A 14208-nucleotide genomic window follows, 5' to 3' on the forward strand; every position below is an offset into this window, starting at 1 on the left:
CGCCGCATCGGAAGTTTTCCCGTGACCTTCCCGAACCGCTACGATAGTCTTTCTGCCGGATCGAATCCAGAGTGTCGGGAGATCTCGATCCGAGGCACGAACATCCGCCGCGCTTCCCGGCCGCCGAGGCGGAAGAAAGGAGTACGCAATGTCGAAGAGACGCTCAGCCTTTTTCGCTCTTTGGATCCTAGCAGGTATCTCCGTCCTCTTGCCCGCAACGGTTCTCGCGGAGACCAAGCTCACCGTCAGCGGGCAGGTCCGCGTCCGTTCCGAGTTGGACAAGAAGAGCTTCGAACCGGCCGCCTCTCCCCTCCAGTTCAACGATCTCCGCGCGCGGCTCGGGATCGAGGCGGTGGTCGACGCGAACACGCACGTCTTCGTGCAATTCCAAGACAGCCGACGACTTGGCGGCGTCAGCGCCGCGGGAGAATACATGTCGGGAACCACGAACGACGCGAAGAACGTCGACCTCCATCAGGGATACCTTCTCGTCGACCGTCTGGGAGTCGATGGGCTCGGAATGCAGGCGGGCCGCTACGAGATCAACCTCGGCAACCAGCGCGTGTTCGGAGCGAACGACTGGAGCAACGTCGGGCGCACATGGGAGGGCTTCTCGCTCTCCTACAAGGCCGCGCCGGCGAAAGTCACGGCCCACGCGCTCAAGGTCCTCGAACCGAGCGCCAAGAAAGGCGTCCGCGACTTCGACATCGTCGGCCTCTATGGCCAGATCCCCGAGACGGGCCTCGACCTCTTCGGCTTCTACGAGCGGAACGCGGAGCGGATCCAGGGAGGGGATGATCCCGACCTCAACCTCCTCGATCGGTTCAACGTCGGCGGGTACTACAAGAAGTCCTACGGCCTGGCCGACGTGGAGGCGAACGCGGTCTATCAGTTCGGGGACCAGGGGCTGAAGAGCCCGGTCATGGAGCAGGACATCTCCGCGTATCTGGTCACCGCGGAGGTCGGTTACGCGCGCGATTGCCCCCACAAGCCCCGGATCGCCTTGGGGATCGACTACGCGTCGGGCGACAAGGACCCGAACGACGACACGTACGGCGCTTATGTCGGCCCATACGCAACGGTCCACCGCATCCGCGGCTACATGGACTACTTCCGCGTCGATAAACCGGAAGGGCTCGCGGACCTCATGCTGCGGCTCTCGATGGAGCCCGCCCCCGGGTGGACGCTGAAGGCGGACGGGCACTACTTCATGGCAGCGGCCGACTACGAGGATTATCAGAAGGAGATGACCAAGGACGTCGGCTTCGAGGTCGACCTGACCGCGACCACCACGAAGATCGCCGGCCTGAAGGCCGAGGGCGGGTTTTCGGTGTTCTTCCCCTCGAAGTCCTTCGCGAACGAGATCTACAAGCTCCGGGATCCGGAGAAGACGGATCCGGGCGTTTGGGCCTATCTCATGCTGACCGCGGGTTTCGGAAAGGATCTGTAGCGGCCGGCTCGATCGATCGAAGCCGCGCGGTTCTTGCCTCTGCCGGAAAGGCGCGGGAGAATCGCGCGGCTTCCCCGCTTCCCCAATTCCCCGCCGGTCTGCTATCGTGCGGACATGGATCGGGAGCGGCTCCGTCGCCTCTTTCTCGCGGTTCTTCTCGTGCTCGTCACGGCCGTCTTCCTCGCGATGATCCGGCGGTTTCTCGTCGTCCTCCTTCTCGCGGCTCTCCTCGCCGGCCTCGCGCATCCTCTCTACCGCGGGATCCGCCGGGGCTTCCGAGGGCGCCGTCACCTCGCGAGCGGAACCACGCTCCTCGTCCTTCTCGTGGCCGTTGTCGCGCCTCTTTCCCTTCTCCTCGGGCTTGTCGCCGGAGAGGCGCTCCAGATCAGCAACCAGGTCGGACCGTGGGTGAGCGCGCAAGTGAACGAGCCGAGCCGCTTGTTGGAGAGAATCCCGGGCGCCGAGCGCCTGGCCCCCTATCGCCCCGAGGTCCTCCAGAGACTCGGACAGATCGTGGGGAGCGTCGGATCGTTTCTTTTCGACAGCATCTCGGCCTTCACGCGCGGAACGGTCTCGCTCCTCTTTCAGCTCTTTCTTCTTCTCTACGCGATGTTCTTCTTCCTCGCGGACGGGGAGACGATCCTTGCGAAGACGCTCGGGTATCTTCCCCTCCGGAAGGAGGACAAGCGAGAGCTCGTCGAGAAGTTCGCCTCCGTGACGCGCGCGACGATCAAGGGGACCCTCGTCATCGGCGTCGTCCAGGGGACGCTCGCGGGGGCGGCCTTCGCGCTCGCGGGAATCCAGGGGGCGCTCTTCTGGGGCACGGTCATGACCTTTCTCTCGATCATCCCCGGCGTCGGGACCGGGCTCGTCTGGCTCCCCGCGGGAATCATCCAGCTCGCCAAGGGGAACGCCGGAGGAGGCGTGTTCGTCCTTGCGTTCTGCACACTGGTCGTCAGCACGGTGGACAATCTGCTCCGCCCGCGGCTCGTGGGGCGCGACACGAAGATGCACCCTCTTCTCGTTCTCTTCAGCACGCTCGGCGGTCTCTTCCTCTTCGGCGTCGTCGGGTTTCTCATTGGGCCGATCTTGGGCGCGCTCTTTGTCGCCGTTTGGGATTTCTACGCGCGTGCGTTTCGTGAATCGCTTCTGGAGGCCGACCCGCTTCCTTCGGCGGAGACGAGCGATGAGGCGGGTGCGGGAGGCCTGATTGCCGAGCGGCCGCCGCCGGAGTAGATTCGCGTTGTGGACAAGCACGGAGGATCTCGCATGGCGGTTTCCAACAAAAGAAGGTCGCCCCTTGCGTTTCGCGATCTCATGTCGATCGAACGGATCGGGCAAACGGCGGTCTCGCCGGACGGGACCGAGGCGGCTTACGTCGTCGCCCGCCACGATCCGAAGAAGAACGAGGTGCGGCAGACGATCCGCGTGGTCGATCTCGCCACGGGGAGAAGCCGCGTCCTCACGCCCGGACCGGGCAACCACCGCGATCCGGCGTGGTCTCCCGACGGGAAGCGGATCGCTTTCGTCAGCGATCGCGAGAAAGATCTGGGACCGCAGGTCTGGGTGATGCCGCGCGGCGGGGGCGAGGCGAGGCGCGTGACGAACGGGTACGGAGGCGCGCACGGGCTTCTTTGGGCGCCCGACTCGCGGCGGATCGCCTTCGCGCGCAAGGTGGTCGTCTCGAGCGCCTACGATCCGCGCCGAAAGAACTTGGAGGAACCGGAGAACGAACCGCCGCGCGCAGCCGTGTACGGCCTCGTGAACGAGAAGTCCTCCGCCCGCATCGCCGACGAGCTTCTCTTCCGCCACTGGGATTCGTGGAGAGACCGGACGCGGAACCACATCTTCCTCGTGGACGCGGACACGGGGCGAATGCGGGATCTAACGCCGCACGACTTGGACGCGCCGCCGATCGCGCTCGGCTCCGAACGCGACTACGACTTCAGCCCGGACGGACGCGAGATCGCCTTCGTGATGAACCCGGACGAGGTCGTCGCCCGCTCGACGAACAACTGCATCTTCGTGCAGAGGATCCGCGGCCTCGCGATGGAGGGGGAAGCGGAATGCGTCTCGAACTCGGAGGCGTGCGACTCGCATCCGCGCTACGCATCCGATGGTTCATGTATCTATTATTTGGCAATGGACCGTCCCGGGTATGAAGCGGACAAGAACCGGATCAAGGCGTACGACCGGAAGACGAAGACGACCGCGGTCTACCTCGAACGGTTCGACCGGAGCCCGCACGCGTTCGAGACGGACGGGGCAGGCGGCATCCTCTTCGGCGCGCACGATCGCGGGCGCGTCTCGCTCTACCGCATCGACATGCGCGCGAGCCGGGTGCGCCAGCTCACGTTCGGCACAACGAACTCGTTCTTTCGGCGGATTCCGGGATCGAACGATCTCCTCGTGGGACGCGAGTCGACGACCGCTCCTCTCGACCTCTACCGCTTGACGCCGGATCGCGGCATCGCGCCGTTTCTCGGGGCGGGAGACGCGCCGGATTGGATCCCACGCGACGCGGGCGCGGCGGCGAGGCGTCTCACTCGCCATGGCGACGTCCTCGCGCGCGTCCGAATGAACGAGGCGGAGGAGTTCTGGTATCCGGGCGCGGGGGAAACGCCGATCCACGGGCTCCTCATCCGCCCCCCCTCCTTCCGCGAGGGGAATAAGCACCCGCTCATCCTTCTCCTTCACGGGGGGCCGCAGTCGGCGTTTCTCGACCAATTCCACTATCGATGGAACGCGCAGCTCTTCGCGGCGCGCGGAGCGGTCGTCGCGATGCTGAACCCGCGCGGATCGACCGGCTTCGGGAAGCGCTTTAGCGATCAGATCAGCCGCGACTGGGGCGGGCGCTGCTTCGAGGACATTCGGCTCGGCGTCGATCTTCTTCTTCGCAAGCACCGCTTCATCGATGGAAACCGAATGGCGGCGGCGGGGGCGAGCTTCGGCGGCTTTCTCGTCAACTGGATCGCGGGGCGGACCGACCGCTTCCGCGCGCTCGTCTCGCACGACGGAATCTTCAACGCCGAAACGATGGCGTACACGACCGAGGAGCTCTGGTTCGACGAATATGAGCACGGACCTTTGCCGCACACGAACCGAAGGGCGATCCTCAAGTTCAGCCCGCACCTCCATGTCTCCAAGTTCCGAACCCCGACCCTCGTGATACACGGGGATCAGGATTTCCGTTGCCCGATCTCCGAGGGGATCGGGATGTTCACGGCGCTTCAAGTGATGGGTGTTCCCTCGCGGTTCCTGCATTTTCCGGACGAAGGGCATTGGGTCCAGAAGCCGGCGAACGCGGAGGTTTGGTATCACGAGGTGATCGGTTGGCTGATGAAGCACATCGAGAATACGCCCGCGGCGGCTCGGAAGCGGGGCGGCGGAAAGCGAAGCGGGAAACGGAAGACCCGCGCGAGAAGCCCGCGCGCGAAGGGCAGGAACCAATGAACGAGAAGGGAACGCGCATCGAGAAAGACTCGCTCGGCGAGGTGAGGGTTCCCGAGGACGCGCTCTACGGGGCGCAGACCGCGCGAGCGGTGGAGAACTTCGCGGTCTCCGGCTTGAGACCCTGGCGCGCGTTCATCTGGTCGATGGGGACGATCAAGCGGGCGGCGGCGGAGGTTCATCGGGATCTCGGTCTTCTCAACACGGAGCGCGCGGAAGCGATCGCGCGGGCGGCCGAAGAGGTCGCCGAGGGGAAGTGGGACGCGGAGTTCGTCGTGGATCCGTTCCAGGCGGGAGCCGGAACGAGCCACAACATGAACGCGAACGAGGTGATCGCGAACCGTGCGACGGTCCTCCTCGGCGGAAAGCCGGGCGAGTACCTCGTGCATCCGAACGATCACGTCAACATGAGCCAGTCGACGAACGACACGATCCCGACCGCGATCCGCCTCGGGTGCCTCTGGCGCGAGGAGGAGCTCCTCGGGGCGGTCCGTTCCCTCGGCCATGCGCTTCGCGACAAGGCGCGCGAGTTCGACGATGTCGTGAAGTCGGGAAGGACCCATATCCAGGACGCGGTCCCCGTGCGGCTCGGGCAGGAGTTCGGCGCGTACGCGAAGGCGGTCGAGCGGGACGCGGAGCGGATCGCGGAGGCCGCCGACGGGCTCCGGCGTCTCGGGATCGGCGGGACGGCGGTCGGCAGCGGTCTCAACGCGCATCCCGAGTACCACGCGCGGATGGTGCGCCGCCTCTCCGAGATCACCGGTCTCCGGCTCGAAGGATCGGACGATCTCTTCGAGTCGATGCAGTCGATGGCAGACCCGATTCACTTCTCGGGCGCCCTCCGCACGCTCGCGCTCACGCTCATCCGTATCGCGAACGATGTTCGCCTCCTCGCCTCGGGGCCCGCGACCGGGCTCGACGAGATCCGGCTCCCCGCCGTGCAGCCGGGATCGAGCATCATGCCGGGGAAGGTGAACCCGGTCCTCGCCGAGATGCTTGACATGGCGATGTTTCATGTGATTGGATGCGACACCGCGGTCGCGCTCGCCTCGCAGGCCGGGCAGCTCGAGCTGAACGTGATGATGCCGGTCATCGCGCACAACCTTTTCGAGAGCATGCAGGTCATGATCGGATCGGTCCGGATGTTCACCGGGAAGTGCGTGGTGGGGATCCGGGCGAACCGCGAGAAGGCGGAGGGATGGCTCGCGCGGAACGCGATCGTCGTCACCGCGCTGAACCCAATCATCGGCTACGCCGCCGGCGCGGCCCTCGTGAAGGAGGCGGCCGAGAAGGGAACGTCGATCCGCGACCTCGCGATCGAGAAGGCGCGCGCCGGGAAGCTCCGGCACCGGGAGGGCGCGCGCGCCGTCGCTCCCGAGGAGATCGATTCCGCCCTCCGCGACCTCCGCCGCCTGACGGAGGGGGGGATGGCGGGGTAACGTCAATCTGCTAGGGACTCCTCCGGTGTTTTCTCAGCCGGGGCCCGGGGCAAGGGGGTGCCGGCTCAGACACCCCTCGCGCGCCCGGCCAACGGCAACGGGAAGTGGTGTCACCATTTCCGTGGCGCGCTCGGGAACTCGCCGGTTCACCCCCTTGCCCCACGCCCCGGCGGCCGCGCAAGGCGCACCATTCATACGGATTGAGAGTCGCTTCCTACCCCCCCGCGATCCGCCACACTTGCGCGACGAGGAAGACGACGAGGAAGCCCATCGCGACCGGAAGGAGCGTCGCGACCGCGGTCCACTTCCGGCTTCCGGTCTCCTTGTAGATCGTGTAGATCGTCGTGCTGCACGGGTTGTGGATGAGGCTGAAGAGCATCAGGTTCACCGCCGTGAGGAGCGTCCAGCCGCCCGCCTTGAGGAGATCGAGCGTGTCGGAGGCCGATTCGAGCTCGAACATCACGCCCGCGCCCGCGCCGACTCCCGAGGTTCCGGTCGCGAGAACGGTGAGCATGAGGATCGTCGGGACCACGATCTCGTTCGCCGGAATCGCCACGACATAAGCGAGAAGGATCACGCCGTTCAAGCCGAGCACGACGCCGAACGGATCGAAGAAGCGGATCAGGTGCTCGGCGAGGCTCGCGCCGGCGAAGCGGAGGTTCGCCGAGAGCCAGATCGCCGCCCCCGCCGGAACCGCGAAGACGATCGCCCGCCAGAGAACGAAGATCGTTCGATCGATGATCGATGTATAAATCGTCTGGAGAATCCTCGGGGGACGATAGGGCGGAAGTTCGAGGCTGAACGTCGAGATCTCGCCGCGGAGAAGCGTTCGCGAGAGACCCCACGACACGGCGAGGGAGAGGGCGACCCCGAGAAGGGCCACCGCGACGACGGAAAGGGCCGAGACGAGGCCGGCGAGAACCGGCGGGACGAGCGCGCCGAGAAAGATCGTCGCGAGGAGGATCTGCGTCGGCCACCTTCCGTTGCAGAGGGAGAAGTTGTTCGTGAGGATCGCGATGAGCCGGTCCCTCGGGCTGTCGATGATCCTCGTCGCGATGACGCCCGCCGCGTTGCATCCGAAGCCCATCATCATGCTGAGCGACTGCTTCCCGTGCGCGCCGAACTTGCGGTAGAGGTTGTCGAGGTTGAACGCCACGCGCGGAAGGTAGCCGAAGTCCTCGAGCAGCGTGAAGAGCGGGAAGAAGATCGCCATCGGCGGAAGCATGACGCTCACGACCCAGGCGGTCGCGAGGTAGATCCCGTCGATCAGGATTCCGTCGAGCCACCAGGGGAGAGAGACGCCGGCGGCGAGCCCCTTGAGAAGCGGATGCCCCTTGTCGAGGAGAAGCGCCGCGAGCCATCCGGAAGGGACGTTCGCCCCCGCGATCGTGATCCAGAAGATCAGCGTGAAGAGGAGAAAGAGGATCGGGAAGCCGAACAGGCGGCTCGTCACGACGCGGTCGATCGCGCGGTCCCAGTCGAAGCGCGGCTTCTCGTCGGCGCGGGTGACGGCGCGGCCGGCGATGCGCGCCGCCTCGGCGTAGATCGACTCCATCAGCTCCTCGTGGAAATCCCCGCCGACCTCGAAGCGGAGATCCTCCGCGGCGGCAAGGAGCTTCTCCCGAGCGCTCGCGGACGATCCGGGCGTCACCGCGACTCCTCCCCACTCCGCGGCTCGTCCGCCGGTTCCGGTCCCGCGCGCGTGAGGTCCCCGAGGTCCCCTTTTCGCACCGCCTCGGCGATCGTCCGGTCCCCGTCGAGGAGTCGGAGCGCCACCCAGCGCGCGTTCGGAAGCCCGGGGAACGCCTCCTCGATCTCCCCCGCGAGCCGCGCGACCGCTCCTTGGAGAACACGGGGGCCCTTCTCCAGACGGCGCGGTTTCGGGACGGTTTCCCCCGCGGCGACGGCGCGGATCTCCTCGAGGAGCCGCGGGATTCCCTCCCCGTGGCGCGCGGTCGCGGGAACGACCGGAACGCCGAGCTCGCGAGAGAGAAGACGATCGTCGACCCGGAGCCCGCGCCGCCTCGCTTCATCCATCAAGTTCAAACAAAGCACCACGCGGTCGGTGATCTCGAACACCTGAAGGACTAGGTTGAGATTCCGCTCGAGCCGCATCGCGTCGGCGACGACCACCGTCACATCCGGACGGCCGAAGAGAAGGAAGTCGCGCGCGATCTCCTCGTCGAGGCTCGTGGCGAGGAGCGAGTAGGTCCCGGGAAGATCGACGATCTTGAAGCGGCTCCCGCCGTACACGAAGCCCCCCTCGGCGCGCGAGACGGTCTTCCCGGGCCAATTCCCCGTGTGCTGCCGGAGCCCGGTGAGCGCGTTGAAGACGGTGCTCTTCCCGACGTTCGGATTCCCGGCCAGCGCGACGACGTAATCCCATTCCTCCATCTCCACGCCGAGCCGGCGAAGATTGCCGGCGTGGTGCGCCGGGCAGCCCTCGCAGCCGCGAGCGGCTTTTCCCTTCTTGTTCATTCGGTCGATTCCTCAATGATTCGCTTCACGAGGATCCGGTCCGTCTGCTCCGGGCGGAGCGCGACGACCGCCCCGCGGACTCGGTACGCGACAAGACCCCCGGTCGGGCTCCTCATCTCCGCGGCGATCCTCGTGCCGGGGAGTACGCCTAGATCCATGAGGCGCCTTCTTTCCGGAGCGCGGCAGGCGCGCGAGATCCGCACGACCTCCGCGCTCTCGCCCGGCCGAAGGAGCGAGAGCCTCTCCCCGGTCTCTTGCGGCTCCGCTTCTTCCCGCCGGATCGGGACGACCGAGATGTTCGAGGCGAGGATCGGCGCGAGCACGTGCTCGTCCCCGTCCGCGAGGAAGCGGACGCGCTCCTGGGTTGATTCCACGACGAGCGCCGTCATCCCCGGCCGAATCCCCACGGCGACGAGCTGCATGTAGACCGCTTCCGGCTCGTCCTCGAGATGGACGATGCGGAGCGGAACGCGCGTATCCGCGGCCGTGAGAGGCCGCCCTCCGTGAAAGACGCTCCGCCGCGTGGCGGTCGGAATCGGATCGCCGTGCGGGTCGTGCGTCGGGCTTCCGAGACGCTCGGCGAGCCTGTCCACGTCGTCGGGGGAGAGCGCGTGCTCCATCCGCTCCGCCCGATCGTGCCACTCCGTCTCGTCGAGACCGGTCTCATCGGCCAGATAACGCTCCCAGAGACGGTGCGCGCGGATCACGTTGAGCGCGACCGCCTGTCCCTCCGGCGTCAGGCGGAAGAGCTCTCCGTCTTGGCGGACGAGCCTCTTCTCCTCGAGCCGCCCGAGAATCTCCGCCATCCGATTGATCGATACATGAAGGTTTCCGGCGACGCTGTGCACCGTCGGGGGATACCCCTTCGCCTCGCGCTTGCAGATGTACTTGAGAGCGTCCTCGCGGAGAACCCGCTCCGTCATCCTCGCTCCGCGGCGAAGCCTCGAGACGAGACCGACCCCCGGCCAAACAAGAAGAACGCCGATCGCGGCGACCGAGAGAGCCAGGAGCAATGAGAGAACGGGTTCGCTCATCTCTTCTTCTCCCGGCGGGGACGAACCGCCTCGGAGAGCGCCTTCGCCCGGCTCTTCTTCAGGGCGACGCGCACCCTCCCCGCGATCCGCCGCGGGAGGATTCGCGTTCTCCCGCCGCGCCCGACGCGGATCCGGAGGGCGCCCCCGCGCGCGGCCCTCTCCGGAACGACGAGACGAGCGCCGGGGACGATCCCCGCCTCCGCGAGCGAGCGGAGCAGAGGAGGATCTCCGTCCGGAACCCTCGAGACGACCGCATGCACGCCCGGCGCGAGATCGACGAGGAGAAGCTCGTCGGGAACTTCGAGCGAGCCGTTCTTCGAGGGGATCGGATCCCCGTGCGGATCGACGGCCGGATGGCCGAGGCGCTCCTCGATCCGGTCCATGAGGCGGTCCGAGACCGCGTGCTCGAGCCTCTCCGCCTCCTCGTGAACCTCGTCCCAGCCGCAGCCGAGTTGATCGTGGAGAAAACGCTCGATGAGGCGGTGGCGCCGGATCCGGTCGAGCGCGATCCGCCTCCCTTCGGCGGTCAGCGCCGCGCCGCGGCTCTTCGAGTAGACGACGAGGGGAGGGGCGGACGCGGCGAGTTTCTTCATCATGTTGGTGGCGGAAGCGGGCGCGATCCCGAGGCGTTCGGCGAGCGCTCCCGTCGCCACGAGCCCCTTCTCTCCGCCGATCATGTAGATCGCCTTCAGGTAATCCCCCACGGACCGGGATGCGTGGCGTCCGCTGTTCTTTTTAGCCATGGCTAAAAGATAGTCCGGGCGGCGCGGTTGTCAAGAGGCGAAGGGAAGATCGGGCGCGAGAGGCGAGGACCGGCCGGACGAGTCGAGTTTCGAAGAGACGGCGCGGAATCCAGTGCGGCGGGAAGGAAGCCGAGGGATTATGTTGTGGGCATCATGCGCGGCGACGCAGAACATCGAATCGACCGAGAGCGCGCGATCGGCGAGGCTCTCGATTACCACGAGCGAACGAAGCATCGGTTCGACCGGTTCGCGCGCTCGGCGGGCTATCTGGATTGGGCGAACGAGCCCGATCCGTTCCGGCGCTTCGAGGGAGCGCCCCTCCTTCCGCTCCCGGTCCCGGACGAGGATCGGACACCCGCGTACGACCGTCTCTTCGCCCCAGGCCCCGCCCCAGGCCCCGCCCCCGCCCTCGCTCTCGACAGGCGGTCCCTCTCGGAGTTCCTCTACTACTCGCTCGCGATCTCCGCGTGGAAATCGTTTCAAGGGGCCTCTTGGGCGCTCCGCGTGAACCCCTCGAGCGGCAACCTCCACCCGACCGAGGGGTATCTCCTTCTCCCGCCCATCCGCGGGATCGGCGAGCGGGCGGGCGTCTCTCACTACGCGCCGAGGGAACACGCGCTCGAACGGAGAGCGGAGATCAATTCCGAGGCGTGGAAGATGCTGACCGGGGAGCTTCCTTCGGGCTCCTTCCTCGTCGGGCTGACCTCGATCCGGTGGCGCGAGGCGTGGAAGTACGGAGAGCGGGCGTACCGCTACTGCGCGATCGACGCGGGGCACGCGCTCGCCGGACTCCGCATCGCGGCCGCCGCGCTCGGTTGGACGCTCCGCGCGGTCTTCTCGCCTTCCTCCTCCACGCTTGCTTCTCTCTTCGGCGTCGATCGGGCGGCGGATTTCGACGAGGCGGAGAGGGAGGATCCGGAAATGCTCGCGGTCGTTCGGCCGGGCCCGGCCGATCCTGCGCGCGGCGATCCCGCCTTCTGGAATCCGCCGCCGGAGACGGTCCGCGGGGTGTTCGCATCGGGCGGGGCGGGGATAGCGAACCGATTGAGCCGTGAACCCATCGTGTGGGAAGCGATCGACCGAGTCGCCGCGGCGTGCCGAAGGCGAACGGACGATCCGCCTCTCCCGGCCGGGAACGCCGGCGGGCTCTCGGCGCCCTCTCCTCTTCGGTCTCCCGAGCGCGCAACGAGAGCGGGTGCGCTGATCCGAGGACGCCGGAGCGCGGTCGCGATGGACGGGCGCACCGCGATGACGCGAGAGGCATTTCATTGCACGCTCGACCGCCTCCTCCCCCGCCGCGCGACGCCTTGGGACGCGCTTTGCTGGCCGCCGCAGGCGCACCTCCTTCTCTTCGTCCACAGGGTGGAGGGGATCGAGCCGGGCCTCTACGCGCTTCCGCGCGATCCGCAGGAAGTCGGCTCCCTCCGCGCCGCGCTCCGGTCCGAGTTCCTCTGGACGGCCCCGGCGGGGACGCCGGATGGATTGCCTCTCTTCCTCCTCGCTCCGGGCGACTTCCGCGAGGTCGCCGGCGCGCTCTCGTGCGGGCAGGCGATCGCCGCGGACGGCGCGTTCAGCGCGGCGATCGTCGCGCGGTTCGAGCCGGCTCTCCGCGCGTTCGGCGCCTCGTTCTACCCGCGCCTCTTCCAGGAGGCCGGCGCGATCGGCCAGATGCTTTACCTCGAGGCGGAGGCGGCCGGTCTTCGCGGCACCGGGATCGGCTGTTTCTTCGACGACCCGGTCCATGAGGTGTTCGGTATTCGAAATCGTTACTATCAAAGTCTATATCATTTCACCGTCGGGGCCCCGGTGCACGATCCCCGCCTCACCACGCTTCCGGCGTATCCACAACACGCGGATCCTTCCTCGGCTCCGGGTGACGGATGAAGCCGTTCTCTCCCGCGCACGTTTCCCGGCCGGCCGGATCCGCCCGCACCCGCCGCGGCCAGGCGCTATACTGGACCCGTCCGGGCGGGAAGCGAGAGCCCGGAGGAGGAACCGGATGAGGGACGAGGAAACAACGGGGAGGATGCCCGCGGGCCTCCCCCTCACCGACGAGGAGATCGCGCGCTACGGGAGACACATCATCCTTCCCGAGATCGCGATCGAGGGGCAGGGAAGGCTGAAGGCGGGGAGCATCCTCATCGTCGGCGCGGGGGGCCTCGGCTCGCCGCTCGCGCTCTATCTCGCGGCGTCGGGCGTCGGGCGGATCGGCATCGTCGATCCCGACACGGTCGACCGATCCAACCTCCAGAGGCAGGTCCTCTTCGCGACCTCCGACATCGGCGTCCCGAAGGCGCGCGCGGCGAAACGGAAGATCGAGGAGATCAACCCGAACGTGCGGGCCGAGGCGTTCGAGACGCGGCTCCGCGCGGAGAACGCGCTCGAGATTCTGGGCGGGTACGATCTCGTCGCCGACGCGACCGACAACTTCCCGTCTCGCTATCTGGTGAACGACGCGTGCGTGCTTCTCGGGAAGCCGAACGTGCACGGAAGCATTTTCCGCTTCGACGGCCAGGTCGCCGTGTTCGACGCGCGGAAGGGGCCCTGCTACCGCTGCCTCTACCCGGAACCCCCGCCGCCCGGCCTCATTCCCTCCTGCGCAGAAGCGGGGGTCCTCGGCGTGCTCCCCGGCCTCGTCGGGATGATCCAGGCGACCGAGGCGCTCAAGCTCCTCCTCGGAATCGGAGAGAGCCTCGGCGGAAGGCTTCTTCATTACGACGCCCTCCGCCTGCGGTTTCGCGAGATCAAGCTCCGGAAGGACCCGCGATGCCCGGTCTGCGGGGAGAACCCGAGCATCCGCGCGCTCACCGACGAGGACGGAGAGGCCGAACCGTGCGAAGAGCCGGGCGCGGATCTCGTTCGAGACATCGACTCTCGAACATTAAAACAACGACTCGAAAAGCAAGATCCCCTTCTCCTTCTCGATGTCCGCGAGCCGCACGAGGAGCGAATCTGCCGGCTGCCGGGATCGATCCTCGTCCCACTCGGCGAGCTCCAGGGGCGGGTCGAGGAGATCGAACCCGAGAGGGAGATCGTCGTCTATTGCCACGTCGGGGTTCGATCGCGCGCGGCGGCTCTCTTTCTCATGCGACGCGGGTTTCCCCGCGTGTGGAACCTCGCGGGGGGGATCACCGCTTGGGCGGAGGAGGTCGATCCCGCGATGCAGACCTACTAGCCTGGACTATGCACGCGTTTTCGTCGCGAGGATGTGGAGCGCGAGCCGAGAGGCCGACCTGGACGAGCCGCTCCCGGAATCGTAGTCTCGGCACTACGATGAGGAAGCGGCGAAGGAAGGGAGGCCTCGTAGGCCGCGATCCGCGGCCGCAGTAGGAAACGCGTGCATAGTCCAGGCTAGGGCAGGGCGCGGACGCTTCGCGCCGCGCCCTGCGGCCTCGGATGGAGCCGTCTCGAGTAGAGACGGAGAGCCCGTCTCTCCTCTCGCGGCTCATCCGCGGCCCGGAACGAACAAGTGCGGGCGAACCCGAAGCCGGGCGCTTGCCCGCGCGGGCACTCGAAGGTACGATCACGGCGCGTGAGCGAAGTGGAGGAGGTCGATGTCCATGTCGATGAGGAGCTATCTCGTGCCCGTACTCGCCGCCTGCTTTGCGGGAACC

General features: G+C 67.1%; 10 protein-coding genes. 6 read left to right on the forward strand and 4 right to left on the reverse strand.

Annotated elements, in window-relative coordinates; all coding sequences use genetic code 11:
- Window positions 1-148: 148 nt before the first annotated feature.
- The 4 genes from FJY73_04680 to FJY73_04695 all read left to right on the forward strand — a co-directional run bounded on the left by FJY73_04680 (window position 149) and on the right by FJY73_04695 (window position 6339).
- Window positions 149-1450, forward strand: a complete 1302-nt coding sequence (locus tag FJY73_04680; protein MBM3319953.1) for an alginate export family protein — start codon at window positions 149-151, stop codon at window positions 1448-1450.
- A gap of 114 nt (window positions 1451-1564) precedes the next feature.
- The gene (locus tag FJY73_04685; GenBank protein MBM3319954.1) at window positions 1565-2686 is read left to right on the forward strand and encodes an AI-2E family transporter; all 1122 of its coding nucleotides are present in this window, start codon (window positions 1565-1567) and stop codon (window positions 2684-2686) included.
- Window positions 2687-2719: 33 nt separating this feature from the next.
- A complete protein-coding gene (locus FJY73_04690; GenBank protein MBM3319955.1) occupies window positions 2720-4903 on the forward strand; it encodes a S9 family peptidase in 2184 nt (727 codons plus the stop codon).
- Window positions 4900-6339 (forward strand): aspartate ammonia-lyase, encoded by a 1440-nt coding sequence (locus tag FJY73_04695; protein ID MBM3319956.1) that lies wholly within the window; start codon window positions 4900-4902, stop codon window positions 6337-6339. Before FJY73_04690 ends, FJY73_04695 begins: the two co-directional genes overlap by 4 nt.
- Before the next feature lie 214 nt (window positions 6340-6553).
- Here FJY73_04695 and FJY73_04700 read toward each other — a convergent pair whose 3' ends face one another.
- The 4 genes from FJY73_04700 to FJY73_04715 all read right to left on the reverse strand — a co-directional run bounded on the left by FJY73_04700 (window position 6554) and on the right by FJY73_04715 (window position 10594).
- Window positions 6554-7894, reverse strand: coding sequence for a ferrous iron transporter B (locus tag FJY73_04700; protein ID MBM3319957.1), 1341 nt, complete (start codon window positions 7892-7894; stop codon window positions 6554-6556).
- Window positions 7895-7986: 92 nt separating this feature from the next.
- Window positions 7987-8817, reverse strand: coding sequence for a 50S ribosome-binding GTPase (locus FJY73_04705; protein MBM3319958.1), 831 nt, complete (start codon window positions 8815-8817; stop codon window positions 7987-7989).
- The gene (locus FJY73_04710) at window positions 8814-9851 is read right to left on the reverse strand and encodes a metal-dependent transcriptional regulator (protein MBM3319959.1); all 1038 of its coding nucleotides are present in this window, start codon (window positions 9849-9851) and stop codon (window positions 8814-8816) included. Before FJY73_04710 ends, FJY73_04705 begins: the two co-directional genes overlap by 4 nt.
- Window positions 9848-10594 (reverse strand): metal-dependent transcriptional regulator, encoded by a 747-nt coding sequence (locus FJY73_04715; GenBank protein MBM3319960.1) that lies wholly within the window; start codon window positions 10592-10594, stop codon window positions 9848-9850. Before FJY73_04715 ends, FJY73_04710 begins: the two co-directional genes overlap by 4 nt.
- Before the next feature lie 153 nt (window positions 10595-10747).
- Between FJY73_04715 and FJY73_04720 the strand changes: the two genes are divergently transcribed.
- Window positions 10748-12478: a SagB/ThcOx family dehydrogenase gene (locus tag FJY73_04720; protein MBM3319961.1), complete on the forward strand. Its 1731-nt coding sequence runs from the start codon at window positions 10748-10750 to the stop codon at window positions 12476-12478.
- Between the two features lie 142 nt (window positions 12479-12620).
- On the forward strand, window positions 12621-13769 hold the full coding sequence (gene moeB, locus FJY73_04725; protein MBM3319962.1) for a molybdopterin-synthase adenylyltransferase MoeB: 1149 nt from the start codon (window positions 12621-12623) through the stop codon (window positions 13767-13769).
- The last annotated feature ends 439 nt before the right edge of the window (window positions 13770-14208 follow it).

This window comes from Candidatus Eisenbacteria bacterium (genome assembly GCA_016867715.1).
Classification (GTDB): domain Bacteria; phylum Orphanbacterota; class Orphanbacteria; order Orphanbacterales; family Orphanbacteraceae; genus VGIW01.

Excerpts from the sequence above, each read along its gene's own strand:
- FJY73_04705 (MBM3319958.1), bottom strand. The coding sequence starts at position 8,817 with ATGAACAAGAAGGGAAAAGCCGCTCGCGGCTGCGAGGGCTGCCCGGCG.
- FJY73_04690 (MBM3319955.1), top strand. The coding sequence starts at position 2,720 with ATGGCGGTTTCCAACAAAAGAAGGTCGCCCCTTGCGTTTCGCGATCTC.
- moeB (MBM3319962.1), top strand. The coding sequence starts at position 12,621 with ATGCCCGCGGGCCTCCCCCTCACCGACGAGGAGATCGCGCGCTACGGG.
- FJY73_04715 (MBM3319960.1), bottom strand. The coding sequence starts at position 10,594 with ATGGCTAAAAAGAACAGCGGACGCCACGCATCCCGGTCCGTGGGGGAT.
- FJY73_04700 (MBM3319957.1), bottom strand. The coding sequence starts at position 7,894 with ATGGAGTCGATCTACGCCGAGGCGGCGCGCATCGCCGGCCGCGCCGTC.
- FJY73_04710 (MBM3319959.1), bottom strand. The coding sequence starts at position 9,851 with ATGAGCGAACCCGTTCTCTCATTGCTCCTGGCTCTCTCGGTCGCCGCG.
- FJY73_04720 (MBM3319961.1), top strand. The coding sequence starts at position 10,748 with ATGCGCGGCGACGCAGAACATCGAATCGACCGAGAGCGCGCGATCGGC.
- FJY73_04680 (MBM3319953.1), top strand. The coding sequence starts at position 149 with ATGTCGAAGAGACGCTCAGCCTTTTTCGCTCTTTGGATCCTAGCAGGT.
- FJY73_04695 (MBM3319956.1), top strand. The coding sequence starts at position 4,900 with ATGAACGAGAAGGGAACGCGCATCGAGAAAGACTCGCTCGGCGAGGTG.
- FJY73_04685 (MBM3319954.1), top strand. The coding sequence starts at position 1,565 with ATGGATCGGGAGCGGCTCCGTCGCCTCTTTCTCGCGGTTCTTCTCGTG.